Raw genomic sequence first — 14,922 nt, 5'->3', positions numbered from 1 at the left:
TTCCCTCAGATGGCCAGGGACTTGAGCTTCTTGCGGCGCGCATAGATCAGCACGGCAAGCGCACGCGACACGGTGATCGCGGTGAACATCGAGGCGACGATGCCGACCACCATGGTCACCGCAAAGCCCTTGAGCGGGCCGGTGCCGAACGCATACAGGGCCACGCCGGCCAGGATGGCGGTGAGGTTGGCGTCCAGGATGGTGCCCGACGCCTTCTCGTAGCCACCCACGATGGCGGCCTTGGCCGGCACCCCGGCGCGCAGTTCCTCGCGGATGCGCTCGTTGATCAGCACGTTGGCGTCCACCGACAGGCCGATGGACAGGGCCAGGCCGGCAAAGCCCGGCAGGGTCATGGTCGCTCCGAACAGCGACATCACCGCCACCACGATCAGCAGGTTGAACATCAGCGCCAGGCCGGTGAGTACGCCGAACATGCGGTAGTACACCCCGAAGAACACCAGGGTGAACAGGAATGCGAACAGCACCGCGGTCACGCCGCGCTCCACGTTCTCCTTGCCCAGGCTGGGGCCGACGATGCGCTCCTCGACAAAGTCCATCGGCGCGGCCAGCGAGCCGGCGCGCAGCAGCTTGGCCAGGTCGTCGGCCTCGGTCTTTTCCAGGCCGGTGGTCTGGAAGTTCTTGCCGAACACGCCGTTGATGTTGGCCACCGAGATGACCTCTTCCTTGACCCGGAAGCTGCGCACCTCCTCGCCGTTGACCATGGTCACCTGCGGGATGCGCTCGGTGTACACCACCGCCATCGGCTTGCCCACGCTCTGGCTGGTGAAGTCGAACATGCGGTCGCCGCCGACGTTGTTGAGGGTGACGCTGACCGCCGGCTGGCCGTTCTGGTCGATGGAGCTGGTCGCGTCCACCATCTGGTCGCCGGTGACGATCACCCGCTTGCTCAGCAGCACCGGGCTGCCGTCGCGGCGGCGGAACACCTTGGCCTCCGGCGGCACCCGGCCGGTGGACAGGGCGTCATAGGCGTTGCCGTCGATCACCGCGCGGTATTCCAGGGTGGCGGTGGCGCCGATCATGCGCTTGGCCTCGGCGGTGTCCTGCACGCCGGGCAACTGCACCACGATGCGGTCGTTGCCCTGGCGCTGGATGATCGGCTCGGCCACGCCCAGCGAGTCGATGCGGTTGCGCAGCGTGGTCATGTTCTGTTCGATCGCCGACCCGGCGATCTGGGCCAGTTCGGTCTCCGGGATGCGCACGGTCAGGCGCCCGCCCTGGGTGTCGATGCCCAGGGTGGGCATGGCCTTGACCAGCAGCTCGCGCGCGCGCGCAGGATCGGCATCGGAGGCCAGCGACACGTGGATGCTGTTGTCGGCGCGACGATCCACCGCGGTGTAGCGGATGCGGTTCTCGCGCAGGGTTACGCGCACGTCCTCGACGTAGGATTCCACGCGCTTTTCCAGCGCGGCGTTCTGGTCGACCTGCAGCACGAAGTGGACGCCGCCCTGCAGGTCCAGGCCCAGGACCATCGGCTTGGCACCCAGCATGTCCAGCCAGGCCGGCACGTTGGAGGCCAGGTTCAGGGCCACCGTATGGGTCTGGCCCAGGTCCTCACGCAGGACGTCGGCAGCCACGGTCTGCGCTTCGGGATCATGCACGCGCACCATCAGGCTGTCGCCCTCGATGGCCACGGACTTGGGCGTCAGCCCGGCCTTTTCCAGGTCGGCCTGCACCCGGGCGCGCAGTGCCTCGTCAAGGCTGGCGCCGCGGTTGGCCGTGATCTGCACGGCATTGTCGCTCTGGTACACGTTGGGCAGCGCGTACAGCGCGCTGATGGCAAGCACCAGGAGGATGACGAAATATTTCCAGCGCGGAAACTCGAGCATTGCGGAACCCCGCGCGGCCCTGCCAGGCAGGACCACGCTCATAGGTGGGACAGGAGGATCAGGCGGCCTTCAAGGTGCCCTTGGGCAGCACGTTGGAGATGGCTGCCCGCTGCACGCGCAGGCGGACGTTGTCGGCCACCTCGACGGTCACGAAGTTGTCGCCGATGTCGGTGACCACGCCGGCCACGCCGCCATTGGTCAGCACCTCGTCGCCGCGCGAGAGCTTGCCGAGCATGGCCTGGTGCTCCTTCTGCCGCTTCATCTGCGGGCGGATCATCAGGAAATACATGATCGCGATCAGGATGACCGGGAACAGCAGCATGCCGAAGCCTCCGCCCTGCGGCGAGGCGGCAGCGAGGACGGCGGTCGGGGCCAGCGAGGCAAACAGGCTCATGGGACTTCCAGTGTGGTGCGGAAAATAGCCGTGGATTATGCCATAGGGGCGGGATCGACCCATTGCAAGCCCGAGCCGGGATGTTTCCGCCCGGAATTGAGCGCGGAGGGCGGCACGGGGAGCCGGAGGGGCCCACAGCCAACGGCCCGGGGCCGGAACAGGCCAAGGCCAAGGCCAAGGCCGAAGCAAGGGCAGAAGCGTGCGCTGGCTCCGGCGGGGGCCGCCGCACCCCGGGTATCCGGGTCACCGCTCGGGCGTACATCCATGTACGCACTCGCGGCCGCGGCACATCCATGTGCCGCTTGCCCCGGATACCCGGGGTACGACGTCCTTCGCAAGCGTGAAGGCCATGGCTTCCCAACCCCACGCAGAAGCCACGCCCCGGACGCGCGCAGAAGACGTGATGTGCCGGGTGTGTCGGGGCAGCGGCCATGGATGGCCGCGGTAGCGAGTGCGCACATGGATGTGCGCCCGAGCGGCCACGGCACACCCGGTGCATCGCGGCTCCCGCCGGAGCCCACGCCCTCAATGCTTTCGCTTTCGCTTTCGCTTTCGCGTTGCCGTCGCCGCCGCGACCGTCAGCCGCCCTGCCCCGCCCCGCGCATCGCGTGGAACTCCCTGCGGAAGGCCTCGAAGCGCCCCTCCGCGATCGCCGCGCGCATGTCCGCCATCAGCTTCTGGTAGTACCAGAGGTTGTGCAGGGTGCCGAGCATCGGCCCCAGCATTTCGTTGCAGCGGTCCAGGTGGCGCAGGTAGCTGCGGGTATAGCCGCCACTGCAGGCCACGCAGCCGCAGCCGGGTTCGATCGGGTCCATGTCCCGCTCGTAGCGCGCGTTGCGGATGCGGACCGTGCCGAACGAGGTGAAATAGTGGCCATTGCGTGCATTGCGGGTGGGCATGACGCAATCGAACATGTCCACGCCGCGGGCCACGGCCTCGACCAGGTCTTCCGGCCGACCCACTCCCATCAGGTAGCGCGGGTGGTCCACCGGCAGGCGCGGGTGCAGGTGCTCGAGCATGGCGTTGCGCTCGTGCTCCGGCTCGCCCACGGCCAGGCCGCCGATGGCGTAGCCATCGAAGCCGATCGCCTGCAGGCCCTCGAGCGAACGAGCGCGTAATTCGGGATGCACGCCACCCTGGACGATGCCGAACAGGGCCGCATCGTTGCCGAGCCCGTCGTGCGCATCGCGCGAGCGCCGCGCCCAGCGCAGGCTCAGTTCCATCGAGCGCCGGGCCACGTCCTCGCTGGCCGGGTATGGCGTGCACTCGTCGAAGATCATCACCACGTCCGAATCCAGCACGTGCTGGATCCGCATGCTTTCCTCCGGCCCCAGGAACACCCGCGAGCCGTCGGTCGGGGCGGCGAACGTCACGCCCTGCTCGGTGATCTTGCGCCGGTGCGCCAGCGAGAACACCTGGAAGCCGCCGGAATCGGTCAGGATCGGCCCATCCCAGCGCGCGAAGCCGTGCAGGCCGCCGTGGTCGCCGATGACGTCCAGGCCCGGGCGCAGGAACAGGTGGAAGGTGTTGCCCAGGATGATCTGCGCGCCCAGCGCGCGCACCTGGTCCGGCATGATTCCCTTGACCGAGCCATAGGTGCCGACCGGCATGAAGGCAGGGGTCTCCACGGTGCCGCGCGGAAAGGCCAGGCGGCCACGCCGCGCGGCGCCATCGCTGGCCAGGAGTTGGAACTGGAGTCGGGACATCGAGCCGGGAGGTGTGCGGGGCGCGCATTGTCGCCGATTGGCACTGCGCATGCCGCCACTTCAACGGCCCGGGCGCTCCTGGTCGCGCAACGTCGTGTGCCCGCACGATGCCCGGGCCAGGCCCACCGGGGCGGCGGGCGGCCCACCGGGGCGGCGGGCGCCCCACTGGAGCCGCCCGGTGCCGAGCGCGGCTCGGGTCCAGGGGGAAGTGGCAGCCCCGACACGATTCGAACGTGCGACCTTCCCCTTAGGAGGGGGACGCTCTATCCAGCTGAGCTACGGGGCCACGGCCGCGGATTGTCGCATGGCGCCCCGGCACGGCCAATGTTGCGGCCGGGAGGCCCTCACGGGTGCCGGGCTAGAATGGTTGCAAACGCAAGGACGTCGCCCCGCCCGCTTCGGCGGCATGCCTTGGGGCCGTGCGTCCACACCCCGAACCGAGGAGACCCCATGTCCACGTCCCTGCTCCAGGCCCTGGGCCTGCGCGCCGTCAATTCCGGCACCTACCTCGGTGACGGCCGCTGGTCCGATGCCACCGGCGCCGGCGTGTTGCGCCCGGCCAACCCCACCACCGGCGAGGTGATCGCCGAGGTCCAGGCCACCACGGAGGCCGACTACGAGGCGGTGATCGCCTGCGCCCAGGAGGCCTTCAAGGTGTGGCGCACCACCCCGGCACCGCGCCGTGGCGAGGCGATCCGCCTGTGCGGCGAGGCGCTGCGCCGGCACAAGGATGCACTGGGTTCGCTGGTCGCGCTGGAGATGGGCAAGTCCAAGGCCGAGGGCGACGGCGAAGTGCAGGAGATGATCGACATCGCCGATTTCGCCGTGGGCCAGAGCCGCATGCTGTATGGCTACACCATGCATTCGGAGCGTCCCGGCCACCGCATGTACGAGCAGTACCATCCGCTGGGCCTGGTCGGGATCATCTCCGCGTTCAACTTCCCGGTGGCGGTGTGGAGCTGGAATGCGTTCCTGGCCGCGATCTGCGGCGACATCTGCATCTGGAAGCCATCCAACAAGACCCCGCTGACCGCGATCGCCTCGATGAGGATCTGCAACGAGGCACTGAAGGAGGCCGGCTTCCCGGACATCTTCTTCCTCATCAACGATGCCGGCACGGCGCTGTCGGAGACGCTGGTGGAGGACACCCGCGTGCCGCTGATCAGCTTCACCGGGTCCACCCAGGTCGGCCGCATCGTCAACCAGAAGGTCGCCGCGCGCCTGGGCCGCTGCCTGCTGGAGCTGGGCGGCAACAACGCGATCATCCTGGACCAGACCGCCGACCTGGAGCTGGCCATCCCCGGCATCGTGTTCGGCGCGGTGGGCACCGCCGGCCAGCGCTGCACCACCACCCGCCGCCTGATCGTGCACGAATCGATCCACGACACCGTGCTCGACACCCTGGTCAAGGCCTACCGGCAGGTCGAGGGCAAGATCGGCGATCCGCTGGACACCGCCAACCTGATGGGTCCGCTCAACAGCGCGCAGGCGGTGGAGGCGTACCTGGCCACCATCGAGCAGGCCACGGCCGCCGGCGGCACCGTCGTGACCGGTGGGCGCAAGCTGGACCGGCCCGGCCATTTCGTCCTGCCCACGATCATCACCGGGCTGCAGAACAGCGATGCCATCGTCCAGCACGAGACCTTCGCCCCGATCCTGTACGTGATGAAGTATTCCAGCCTGGACCAGGCCATCGCCATGCAGAACGGCGTGCCGCAGGGCCTGTCGTCGTCGATCTTCACCACCAGCCTGAAGGCCGCCGAGGCGTTCCTGTCGGCGGCCGGCAGCGACTGCGGCATCGCCAACGTCAATATCGGCACCTCCGGCGCGGAGATCGGCGGCGCCTTCGGCGGCGAGAAGGACACCGGCGGCGGCCGCGAGTCCGGCTCGGATGCGTGGAAGGTGTACATGCGCCGGCAGACCAACACCATCAACTACTCCGACTCGCTGCCGCTGGCCCAGGGCATCCGCTTCGACCTGTAGCCGACGACCGTGCCTGCCCGGCACCGGGCAGGCCGCGGACGCACGCGACGCCGGCCCGGCATACGCACCCGCACGCGGCCGCCGCCGGGTTCTGGAATAATCACGCCCCGCACGGTGCGCACTGTCTCCGCAGCCGCCCGGCCTGCCCGGGTGGCACGGCCATCGCGCGCCTCCCCCTGTCCCGGAACCCTGCGATGAACCCGATCCGCCAGACCAGCAGCCTCGCCATCACCAGCCTCGTCGCAGGCATCCTGGGCTGGAGCCTGGTTCCATTCCTGGGCACGGTGGTGGCCATCGTCACCGGCCACATGGCCCGCAAGGAGATCCGCAACAGCGCCGGGCACCTGGATGGCGACGGCCTGGCAATCGGCGGCCTGGTGCTGGGCTGGCTGGCGGTGGCGACCTGGCTGGTGGGCGTGCTGGTGCTGTTCCTGTTCCTGGGCGGCGTGGCCTGGCTGGTTTCACTGGGCTGAGCGACGTCACCGAATGTATCCGCTTACCCGCCCCTTACTCTTCGGCCTTGAGGCCGAACGCGCCCACCGCATCGGCCTCAAGGCGCTGGACCTGGCCTTCGCCACCGGCACCACCGGCCTGCTGGCGCGTCCGCGCCCGCCGCTGCCCACCCGCCTGCTTGGCCTGACCTTCCCCAATCCGGTCGGCCTGGCGGCAGGCCTGGACAAGAATGGCGCCCACATCGACGCGCTGCTGGCGCTTGGCTTCGGGTTTGTCGAAGTGGGCACCGTCACTCCGCGCCCGCAGCCTGGCAACCCGCAGCCGCGCATGTTCCGCCTGCCGCAGCACCATGCGCTGATCAACCGCCTGGGTTTCAACAACGAGGGCGTGGACGCGCTGGTGCGCAACGTGGAACGCGCGCGGCGCAAGGGCGGCCTGCTGGGCATCAACATCGGCAAGAACAAGGACACGCCCAACGAGGACGCCGCGTCCGACTACCTGCATTGCCTGGAGCGGGTCTATCCGGTGGCCGACTACGTCACCGTCAACATTTCCTCGCCCAACACCGCCGGGCTGCGCGAACTGCAGGAGGAACAGGCGCTGCGCCGGCTGGTCGGCACCCTGCGCGAGGCCCAGGAACGGCTGGGCGCGCAGCACGGCAAGCGCGTCCCGGTGCTGGTCAAGGTGGCGCCGGACCTGGATGACAACGACATCGATGCGGCCGCGCGGGTGCTTGCGGACCTGGAGGTGGACGGAGTGATCGCCACCAACACCACCGTGGCCCGGACCACGGTGGAAGACCACCGCCATGCCGGCGAAGCCGGCGGACTGTCGGGCGCACCGCTGATGGGCCAGGCCACCCTGGTGCTGCGCCGGCTGCGCGCCCGCCTGCCCGAATCGATCCCGCTGATCGGCGTCGGCGGCATCCTCTCCGGGGCCGAGGCGGTGGCCAAGATGGCCGCCGGGGCCACCCTGGTGCAGTGCTACACCGGGCTCATCTACCGCGGCCCGGAACTGGTGGGCGAATGCGTCGATGCCATGCGCCGGCGCAAGGAATCTCCCAGCCGGGGCACGGCCGACCACACGTGAGCGCGCTTTTCCACCTGCAGCGCGATGCGGACCTGTCCGCGCGCAACACCTTCCGGGTCGCCGCACGCGCGCCGTGGTTGCTGCGGGTCAACCAGGCCACCGCCCTGCCCGAAGCATTGGCGCTGGAGCAGGTACGCGGGCAGCCATTGCTGGTCCTTGGAGGCGGCAGCAACCTGCTGTTTGCAGGCGACGCCCCCGGGGTGGTGATGGAACTGGGTGCGGCACGGATCGGCATTGCCGAAGACCGCGGCGCCAGCGTGCGGGTGCGCGCCGAGGCCGGTGCGGCCTGGCATGAGCTGGTGATGTGGTCGCTGGGCCAGGGCCTGTGCGGGCTCGAGAACCTGGCCCTGATCCCCGGCAGCGTGGGTGCCGCGCCGATCCAGAACATCGGTGCCTACGGCGTGGAAGCAGGCATGCATATCGTGGCGGTGGATGCGTGGGACCGGCAGCAGGCCCGATGGCTGCGCCTGGACCGGGACGCCTGCGCCTTCGGCTACCGCGACAGCGTGTTCAAGCAGCACCCCGGCCGCTGGATCATCACCGCGCTGGAGCTGGAGCTGGCCCGCGAGGAGCGTGCCGCGCCGGCGCTGCAGCTGGGCTACGCCGGCGTGGAGGCGGAGCTTGCGGCGATGGGCGTGACCTCGCCGCGCGCGCGCGATGTGGCCGCCGCCATCATCCGCGTGCGCCAGCGCAAGCTGCCCGACCCGCTGGTCACCGGCAACGCCGGCAGCTTCTTCAAGAACCCGCTGGTGCCGGCGCCCCAGGCCGCAGCACTGCAGGCCGCGCATCCGCAGTTGCCGGTGTTCCCCGGCACCACGGCCGATACCCGCAAGCTCCCGGCCGCGTGGCTGATCGAGGCGTGCGGGGTGAAGGGCATGCGCGAGGGCGATGCCGGCATCTCCGCCGCGCATGCACTGGTCCTGGTCAACCACGGGACCGCCAGCGGCGCGCAATTGCTGGCCCTGGCACGGCAGGTGGCGGCGACGGTGCAGGCGCGCTTCGACGTCGCCCTGGAACCGGAACCCGGCATCATCGGCGCGCAATGGTGATGGTCGCGCCCGCGCCATGAGCCGCTCCCTGCCCGCACCGCTGCGCGCGGCCGTGCTGATGCTGGGCAGCACCGCACTGTTCGCGCTGATGGTGGTGGCCATCCGCCTGGCATCGGCCGACCTGCACACCTTCCAGATCGCCTTCTTCCGCAACTTCTTCGGCCTGCTGGCGGCGCTGCCGCTGCTGCTGCACCACGGCCCGGGGCTGCTGCGCACCACCCAGTTCCCGCGCTACCTGTTCCGCTGCCTGGTCGGGGTGTGCTCGATGCTCGCCGGCTTCTGGGCGATCGGCAACCTGCCGCTGGCGCAGGCGGTGTCGCTGTCCTATGCCACGCCCCTGTTCGTGACCATCGCCGCGGCGGCCATGCTCGGCGAACAGGTCCGCGCACGGCGCTGGGCTGCGGTGGTGCTGGGCTTCGCCGGGGTGCTGCTGATCGTGCGTCCGGGCTCGACCGGTTTCAGCACCGGCACCCTGATCGCGCTGATGGCCGCGTTGCTGTCGAGCATCGTGGCCATCCAGATCAAGCAGCTCTCGGCCACCGAACCGGCCGACCGCATCGTCATCTACACCACCCTGCTGTGGGTACCGATGTCGCTGGTGCCGGCGCTGGGCGTGTGGATGTGGCCCACCGGCATCACCTGGCTGTGGGTGATCGGCGCCGGCATGCTGGGCACGGGTGGACACATGCTGTGGACCCGCGCGCTCAAGCTGGGCGAGGTATCGGCACTGACCCCGATCAGCTTCATGCAGTTGCCGATCGTGGTGGTGCTGGGCTGGCTGCTGTTTGGCGAACTGGTGGACCGCTGGACCGTGGCCGGCGCGCTGGTGATCCTGGGCGCCAACGCCTATATCGCCCACCGCGAGGCCATGGCGGTGCGGCGCGCCTCGTCCGAAGGCGCCAGCGCGGCGGCCAAGCCGGGCGAATAGCCGGCCCGCGCACGCCGGCCATGCAAGGGGTGGGACGATCCGTCCACCTGCGCCACACGCACTGCGGGAGTACGCTGGCGGACGCCATCACACCCTGGTGTGCCCACCATGATCGATCCAACCATCGTGGAGCTGTCGCGCCTGCAGTTCGCGCTGACGGCGATGTACCACTTCCTGTTCGTGCCGCTGACCCTGGGCCTGTCGCTGCTGCTGGCGATCATGGAAAGCGTGTACGTGATGACCGGCCGCGACGTGTGGCGCAGGATGACCCTGTTCTGGGGCACGCTGTTCGGCATCAACTTCGCCATGGGCGTGGCCACCGGCATCGTGATGGAATTCCAGTTCGGCATGAACTGGGCCTACTACAGCCACTACGTGGGCGACATTTTCGGCGCGCCGCTGGCGATCGAAGGGCTGATGGCCTTCTTCCTGGAAGCGACCTTCATCGGCCTGTTCTTCTTCGGCTGGAACCGGCTGACCAGGGTCCAGCACCTGGTGGTCACCTGGCTGGTGGCCCTGGGCGCGAACTTCTCGGCACTGTGGATCCTGATTGCCAATGGCTGGATGCAGAACCCGGTCGGCGCGGTGTTCAACCCGGACACCATGCGCATGGAGATCACCGACATCGGCGCGGTGCTGTTCAACCCGGTGGCGCAGGCCAAGTTCGTGCACACGGTCAGTGCCGGCTACGTCACCGGGGCGATGTTCGTGGCCTCGATCAGCGCCTGGTACCTGCTGCGCGGGCGCCACCTGGAGCTGGCCCGGCGCTCGCTGGCGGTGGCTGCCAGCTTCGGCCTGGCCTCGGCCCTGAGCGTGGTGGTGCTGGGCGACGAGAGCGGTTACAGCACCACCCAGCACCAGCAGATGAAACTGGCCGCGATCGAGGCGATGTGGCACACCGAGCCGGCACCGGCCGACTTCACCGCGTTCGGGCTGCCCGACCAGCACAACCAGGAGAACCGCTTCGAGGTGAAGATCCCCTGGCTGATGGGCCTGATCGCCACCCGCTCGCTGAGCGGCGAAATCCCCGGGATCCTGGACCTGGTGGAGCAGGCCGAACGGCGCATCCGCAGCGGCCAGGTCGCCTACGCCGCGCTGCAGCGGATCAGGGCCGACCCGCAGGATGCACAGGCGCGTGCACTGTTCGAACGGCACTGGGCCGACCTGGGCCACGGCCTGCTGCTCAAGCGCTACCGGCTGGACATCGGCAATGCCACCGAGGAGGAGATCGCACGCGCGGCGCTGGACACGGTGCCACGGGTGGCGCCGCTGTTCTGGACGTTCCGGGTGATGGCGGCACTGGGCTTCTACTTCATCGCGTTCTTCGCCTTCGCGTTCTGGCTGGCCAGCACCTCCGGCTTCGAGGACCGGCGCTGGTTCCTGAAACTGGCGGTATGGAGCCTGCCGCTGCCATGGATCGCCATCGAGTGCGGCTGGTTCGTGGCCGAGTACGGGCGCCAGCCGTGGGCGGTGGAAGGCGTGCTGCCCACCTTCTACGCAGCCTCGCACCTGGCGCTGCGCGACATCCTCATCACCCTCACCGGCTTCGTGGCGCTCTACACGGTGCTGGCGGTAATCGACGTGCGCCTGATCCTGGCGGCCGTGCGCAAGGGGCCGAAGGATTTCAAGCCATTCCAGCCGCGGCGCGAACGGCCGCAGGCACCGATCGTGCCGGCCGAGTCCGGTGGCGACGCAGGCTGACCCGGAGAACGACATGGCCGACTTCATTCCCCTGGACTACGCCACCTTGCGCCTGATCTGGTGGGCGCTGCTGGGCCTGCTGCTGCTCGGGTTCGCGGTGATGGGCGGGTTCGATCTGGGCATCGGTGCACTGCTGCCGTTCGTGGCGCGCACCGACCAGGAACGGCGGCTGGTGGTCAACACCGTCGGCCCGACCTGGGAGGGCAACCAGGTCTGGCTGATCGTCGGCGCCGCCTCCGCCTTCGCCGCGTTCCCGCCGCTGTACGCGGTGAGCTTCTCCGGGCTTTACCTGGCCATGTTCGTGATCCTGTTCGCGCTGATCCTGCGTCCGGTGGGTTTCAAGTTCCGCGGCAAGGTGGCCGATCCGCGCTGGCGCCAGAGCTGGGACTGGATGCTGTTCGTCGGCGGGGCGGTGCCGGCGCTCCTGTTCGGGGTGGCGGTCGGCAACGTGCAACTTGGAGTGCCGTTCCACTTCGAGCCGGCCACGCTGCGGCCGGTGTATACCGGCGGCTTCCTTGCCCTGCTCAGCCCCTTCGCGCTGGTGTGCGGGCTGGTCAGCCTGAGCCTGCTGGTCGCCCACGGCGCGGCCGCACTGGTGACCAAGACCGACGGCCCGGTAGCACGGCGCGCGGCGCGCTACGGCAGCCTGTCGGCGCTGGTGGCCGCGGTGCTGCTGGTGGCAGCCGGCGCATGGGTGGCCACGCGCCTGCCGGGCTACAGGATCGACTCGATCATCGACGGCAACGGCGCGTCCAATCCGCTGCGCAAGTCGGTGCACGCCGCGGCCGGGCTGTGGCTGCACAACTACCGCGCACTGCCGGTGTTGTGGCTGGCGCCGCTGGGTGCGGTGGCCGGGGCATTGCTGGGCGCGTACTTCCTGCGCGCACGCCGCGGCGCGGCGGCGGTCGCATGCACCACCCTGGCGGTGGCCGCGACGGTGCTGACCTTCGGCGCGGCCGTGTTTCCGTTCCTGTTGCCGTCCTCGACCGTGCCCGACGCGGGCCTGACCTTGTGGGATGCCTCATCGAGCCACCTCACCCTGTGGGTGATGTTGCTGGTGACCGCCACCCTGCTGCCGCTGGTGGTGCTGTATACCGCCTGGGTATACAGGGTGCTCGGCGGCAAGGTCAGCGCCGACTCGCTGGAAGACAACCCCAACGCTTACTGACATTGGAGGCCCTGGCCATGTGGTACTTCTCCTGGATCCTCGGCGTGGGCCTGGCGGCCAGCTTCGCCATCCTCAACGGCATGTGGTTCGAGATGCGCGAGGACGCCCAGGCGCGCGGCGGCACCGGCCCGGACGGGGCCGACTGACGCCACCGGCAAAAGCCGCGCGATATTGTTGCCCACGTCGGCGGCGATCCAGTATCATGTGCGGCCTTGTCGGGGTGTAGCTCAGGCTGGTAGAGCGCTACGTTCGGGACGTAGAGGTCGCAGGTTCGAATCCTGTCTCCCCGACCAACAGATCGATGCGGTACGCAGACCGGCCCCGTGCCGGTTTTTGCTTTCCCGGGACGGCGCGCCGCGCCGTTGCGGATGCAAGTCCACCCCTGGCAGGACGATGAACGCGCACCCCCACCCTGCGCTCCCCGGGGGCCGGCTCGCCGGCCGCACGCTGGTATTGGCCGGCATCCTGCTGGCCGCCTTCAACCTGCGTACCGCGGTCACCTCGGTGACCCCGCTGCTGGACGTGCTGGGCCGGCAATTCGGCTTCGGCACGATGGTCGCCGGCGTCGTGGGGATGATCCCCACCGCCGCATTCGCCGTGGCAGGCATCGGCACTCCGCGCCTGGCCCACCGCCTGGGCCTGGAACGCACCGCGGTGCTGTCGATGGCCCTGGCCGCCGCCGGCCTGCTGTGGCGTTCGCTGGCCGGCGGTACCGGCGGCCTGCTGGCTGGTTCGGCCGCGGCCCTGGCCGGCATGGGCATCGGCAACGTGATCCTGCCGCCGCTGGTCAAGCGCTATTTCGCCGACTGGCTCGGGCCGGTCAGCACGATGTACATCACCATGCTGCAGGTCGGCACCATCCTGCCGGCGCTGCTGGCGGTGCCGCTGGCACAGGTGGCGGGCTGGCGGGTGTCGATGGGGGCGTGGAGCCTGCTGGCCATCGCCTCGATCCTGCCGTGGGTGGCGGTGCTGCGGATCGAGCGCCGTGCCGACAGTGCGCTGGCACGCCTGCGCAACCGCGCGGTCGTGGCCGGCGACGAGGCCCCGGAGCTGGCGGCAGCGCCGGCCGCCGGACGCACCTGGGCCACCGCGCTGGGCTGGGGCTCGGCGCTGATGTTCGGGATGACCTCGCTGATCACCTACGCCATGTTCACCTGGTTGCCGAAGCTGCTGGTGGAGGCAGGTGCAAGCCCCGCCTTCGGCGGCGCGATGGTGGCGCTGTTCTCGACCCTGGGCCTGTTCAGTGCGCTGGTGATGCCGTCGGTGGCGGTGCGGATGCGCAATCCCTATCCCATTGTGCTGGCGTGCGCGGCCTGCCATCTGTCGGCGTTTGCCGGCCTGCTGTGGGCACCGATGGCCGCGCCGCTGCTGTGGGTGTCACTGTTGGGGCTCGGGCCGAGTACCTTCCCGATCTCGCTGATCCTGATCAACCTGCGTACCCGCACCCAGGCAGGTTCGGCATCGCTGTCGGGCTTCATGCAGGGCATGGGCTACGGCCTGAGCTGCGCCGGACCGCTGCTGTTCGGCGCGCTGCACGCATCCAGCCAGGGCTGGGCCCTGCCGTTCGCGTTCCTGGCGCTGTGCGTGGGGGTGTTGCTGACGGGGGCGTGGTTCGCCTGCCGGCCCGGCTATCTCGAGGATCGCTGGTAGGCATGTGGCGCCGCGCGCTGCCGGCTCAGAACGCGACCACCGACTCCAGCATCAGGTAGCGGTAGCTGTAGGTCGCCGAACGGGTGCTGGTCGCCACCGGCGTGTCGGAGTAGCCCGCGCTCACGCGCAGCCAGCTCTGCCGCCAGCGCGGCGATTCATAGCCCAGCTCGAACACCCGGGCGCGCTTCCAGCCCTCGTCGGCGGTGCGCTGGCGTCCGCTGCCTGCGATCACGCGCCAGGCGTGTCCGCCCACGACCCGGCGCACGCCCACTGCCGCAACCGTTTCCGCGTACCAGGGCGGCGAAAAGTACCCGCCGGTGTACGGCTCGCTGTTGCGGTAGTAGCGGTTGCGCAACTGGATGCTGATGCCCTGCTCCGGTGCCACGGCGTACACCAGGTTCGCACGCAGGTGGTCACGCCGATTGCTGTCGCCGAAGGTCTGCACGCCTGCCAGCACGGTCCCGCTGAAGCGGTCGCTGAAGGGATGGTCGATGGCCGCGCCGAGGAAGTTGTACATCTGCCTGCGCTCGATCCCGGCCCGGGTTTCCAGCAGTTCGCGCTCGAAGAAGACCTCGCGCCGGCGCGGCCCTTCGGTGTGGATGCTGGCACTGCCCAGCACGGTATGGCCGTTGCTGCCCAGCCGTGCCTGCCAGCGCCAGGCGTCGTCATCCACCGGGCCCTGGCCTGCCACACCGGCCGCGCCGAGATAGACCCGTTGTTCGTCATGGGCCCAGCCATCGCCGGAAAACCGCGCGTGCTGCACCTCGGCGCCGAGCCAGTGCTCGCGATCGACCCGCTTCCAGTCCCAGCCCAGCGAGAGCTTGCGCACGTCATTGCCTTCGGCGTCCGAGGACAGCTGCAGGCGTGGTTGCAGCGCGCCCGTCGCGTCCTCGGCCCGTACCCCGATCGTGGCTGCGGATGCGAGAACCAGCACCACCAGCGGCGCCGCAAGCC

The 14,922-nt window shown here is 69.5% G+C and carries 13 protein-coding genes and 2 tRNA genes; 10 read left to right on the top strand and 5 right to left on the bottom strand.

Translation table 11 applies throughout. From position 1 onward, the window contains the following. Positions 1-5 precede the first annotated feature (5 nt). The 4 genes from secD to ACEJ41_RS05365 all read right to left on the bottom strand — a co-directional run bounded on the left by secD (position 6) and on the right by ACEJ41_RS05365 (position 4,233). The gene (secD, locus tag ACEJ41_RS05380) at positions 6-1,847 is read right to left on the bottom strand and encodes a protein translocase subunit SecD (protein ID WP_374013760.1); all 1,842 of its coding nucleotides are present in this window, start codon (positions 1,845-1,847) and stop codon (positions 6-8) included. Positions 1,848-1,905: 58 nt separating this feature from the next. Continuing rightward, positions 1,906-2,241, bottom strand: a complete 336-nt coding sequence (gene yajC, locus ACEJ41_RS05375; RefSeq protein ID WP_374013759.1) for a preprotein translocase subunit YajC — start codon at positions 2,239-2,241, stop codon at positions 1,906-1,908. Positions 2,242-2,819: 578 nt separating this feature from the next. After that, on the bottom strand, positions 2,820-3,947 hold the full coding sequence (tgt, locus tag ACEJ41_RS05370) for a tRNA guanosine(34) transglycosylase Tgt (RefSeq protein ID WP_374013757.1): 1,128 nt from the start codon (positions 3,945-3,947) through the stop codon (positions 2,820-2,822). A gap of 209 nt (positions 3,948-4,156) precedes the next feature. After that, positions 4,157-4,233: transfer RNA gene (locus tag ACEJ41_RS05365), tRNA-Arg, on the bottom strand. Positions 4,234-4,397: 164 nt separating this feature from the next. Between ACEJ41_RS05365 and ACEJ41_RS05360 the strand changes: the two genes are divergently transcribed. The 10 genes from ACEJ41_RS05360 to ACEJ41_RS05315 all read left to right on the top strand — a co-directional run bounded on the left by ACEJ41_RS05360 (position 4,398) and on the right by ACEJ41_RS05315 (position 13,968). Then, positions 4,398-5,930, top strand: coding sequence for an aldehyde dehydrogenase family protein (locus ACEJ41_RS05360; RefSeq protein WP_374013756.1), 1,533 nt, complete (start codon positions 4,398-4,400; stop codon positions 5,928-5,930). Between the two features lie 194 nt (positions 5,931-6,124). Next, a complete protein-coding gene (locus tag ACEJ41_RS05355; protein ID WP_374013755.1) occupies positions 6,125-6,403 on the top strand; it encodes a DUF4190 domain-containing protein in 279 nt (92 codons plus the stop codon). 13 nt (positions 6,404-6,416) lie between these two features. Further along, on the top strand, positions 6,417-7,472 hold the full coding sequence (locus ACEJ41_RS05350; RefSeq protein ID WP_374013754.1) for a quinone-dependent dihydroorotate dehydrogenase: 1,056 nt from the start codon (positions 6,417-6,419) through the stop codon (positions 7,470-7,472). Continuing rightward, the gene (murB, locus tag ACEJ41_RS05345; RefSeq protein WP_374013753.1) at positions 7,469-8,521 is read left to right on the top strand and encodes a UDP-N-acetylmuramate dehydrogenase; all 1,053 of its coding nucleotides are present in this window, start codon (positions 7,469-7,471) and stop codon (positions 8,519-8,521) included. Before ACEJ41_RS05350 ends, murB begins: the two co-directional genes overlap by 4 nt. Positions 8,522-8,537: 16 nt before the next feature. Next, positions 8,538-9,449 carry a DMT family transporter gene (locus ACEJ41_RS05340; RefSeq protein ID WP_374013752.1) on the top strand — a complete coding sequence of 304 codons (912 nt, stop codon included), beginning with the start codon at positions 8,538-8,540 and terminating at the stop codon, positions 9,447-9,449. A 108-nt stretch (positions 9,450-9,557) separates the two neighbouring features. After that, positions 9,558-11,150 carry a cytochrome ubiquinol oxidase subunit I gene (locus ACEJ41_RS05335; protein ID WP_374013751.1) on the top strand — a complete coding sequence of 531 codons (1,593 nt, stop codon included), beginning with the start codon at positions 9,558-9,560 and terminating at the stop codon, positions 11,148-11,150. A 13-nt stretch (positions 11,151-11,163) separates the two neighbouring features. Continuing rightward, complete coding sequence (cydB, locus tag ACEJ41_RS05330; RefSeq protein ID WP_374013750.1) at positions 11,164-12,318, top strand: cytochrome d ubiquinol oxidase subunit II; 1,155 nt, start codon at positions 11,164-11,166, stop codon at positions 12,316-12,318. Positions 12,319-12,335: 17 nt separating this feature from the next. After that, the gene (gene cydX / locus ACEJ41_RS05325) at positions 12,336-12,464 is read left to right on the top strand and encodes a cytochrome bd-I oxidase subunit CydX (RefSeq protein WP_374013749.1); all 129 of its coding nucleotides are present in this window, start codon (positions 12,336-12,338) and stop codon (positions 12,462-12,464) included. Positions 12,465-12,534: 70 nt separating this feature from the next. Beyond that, positions 12,535-12,611, top strand: a tRNA-Pro gene (locus ACEJ41_RS05320). Between the two features lie 100 nt (positions 12,612-12,711). Continuing rightward, positions 12,712-13,968, top strand: a complete 1,257-nt coding sequence (locus tag ACEJ41_RS05315) for an MFS transporter (RefSeq protein ID WP_374013748.1) — start codon at positions 12,712-12,714, stop codon at positions 13,966-13,968. A 25-nt stretch (positions 13,969-13,993) separates the two neighbouring features. Here the strand turns inward: ACEJ41_RS05315 and ACEJ41_RS05310 are convergent, their stop codons facing one another. Continuing rightward, a complete protein-coding gene (locus tag ACEJ41_RS05310; protein WP_374013747.1) occupies positions 13,994-14,905 on the bottom strand; it encodes a hypothetical protein in 912 nt (303 codons plus the stop codon). Positions 14,906-14,922: the final 17 nt, after the last annotated feature.

Origin of the sequence: Pseudoxanthomonas koreensis, assembly GCF_041890415.1 — a bacterium.
Taxonomy (GTDB): Bacteria; Pseudomonadota; Gammaproteobacteria; order Xanthomonadales; family Xanthomonadaceae; genus Pseudoxanthomonas; species Pseudoxanthomonas koreensis_A.
Note: the sequence above shows the minus strand (reverse complement) of the source record. Positions and strands in the feature narration are given on the sequence as shown.

What these genes read in the sequence shown, in the direction of transcription:
- secD (WP_374013760.1), bottom strand. Translation starts at nt 1,847, where the DNA reads ATGCTCGAGTTTCCGCGCTGGAAATATTTCGTCATCCTCCTGGTGCTT.
- yajC (WP_374013759.1), bottom strand. Translation starts at nt 2,241, where the DNA reads ATGAGCCTGTTTGCCTCGCTGGCCCCGACCGCCGTCCTCGCTGCCGCC.
- tgt (WP_374013757.1), bottom strand. Translation starts at nt 3,947, where the DNA reads ATGTCCCGACTCCAGTTCCAACTCCTGGCCAGCGATGGCGCCGCGCGG.
- ACEJ41_RS05360 (WP_374013756.1), top strand. Translation starts at nt 4,398, where the DNA reads ATGTCCACGTCCCTGCTCCAGGCCCTGGGCCTGCGCGCCGTCAATTCC.
- ACEJ41_RS05355 (WP_374013755.1), top strand. Translation starts at nt 6,125, where the DNA reads ATGAACCCGATCCGCCAGACCAGCAGCCTCGCCATCACCAGCCTCGTC.
- ACEJ41_RS05350 (WP_374013754.1), top strand. Translation starts at nt 6,417, where the DNA reads ATGTATCCGCTTACCCGCCCCTTACTCTTCGGCCTTGAGGCCGAACGC.
- ACEJ41_RS05340 (WP_374013752.1), top strand. Translation starts at nt 8,538, where the DNA reads ATGAGCCGCTCCCTGCCCGCACCGCTGCGCGCGGCCGTGCTGATGCTG.
- ACEJ41_RS05335 (WP_374013751.1), top strand. Translation starts at nt 9,558, where the DNA reads ATGATCGATCCAACCATCGTGGAGCTGTCGCGCCTGCAGTTCGCGCTG.
- cydB (WP_374013750.1), top strand. Translation starts at nt 11,164, where the DNA reads ATGGCCGACTTCATTCCCCTGGACTACGCCACCTTGCGCCTGATCTGG.
- cydX (WP_374013749.1), top strand. Translation starts at nt 12,336, where the DNA reads ATGTGGTACTTCTCCTGGATCCTCGGCGTGGGCCTGGCGGCCAGCTTC.
- ACEJ41_RS05315 (WP_374013748.1), top strand. Translation starts at nt 12,712, where the DNA reads ATGAACGCGCACCCCCACCCTGCGCTCCCCGGGGGCCGGCTCGCCGGC.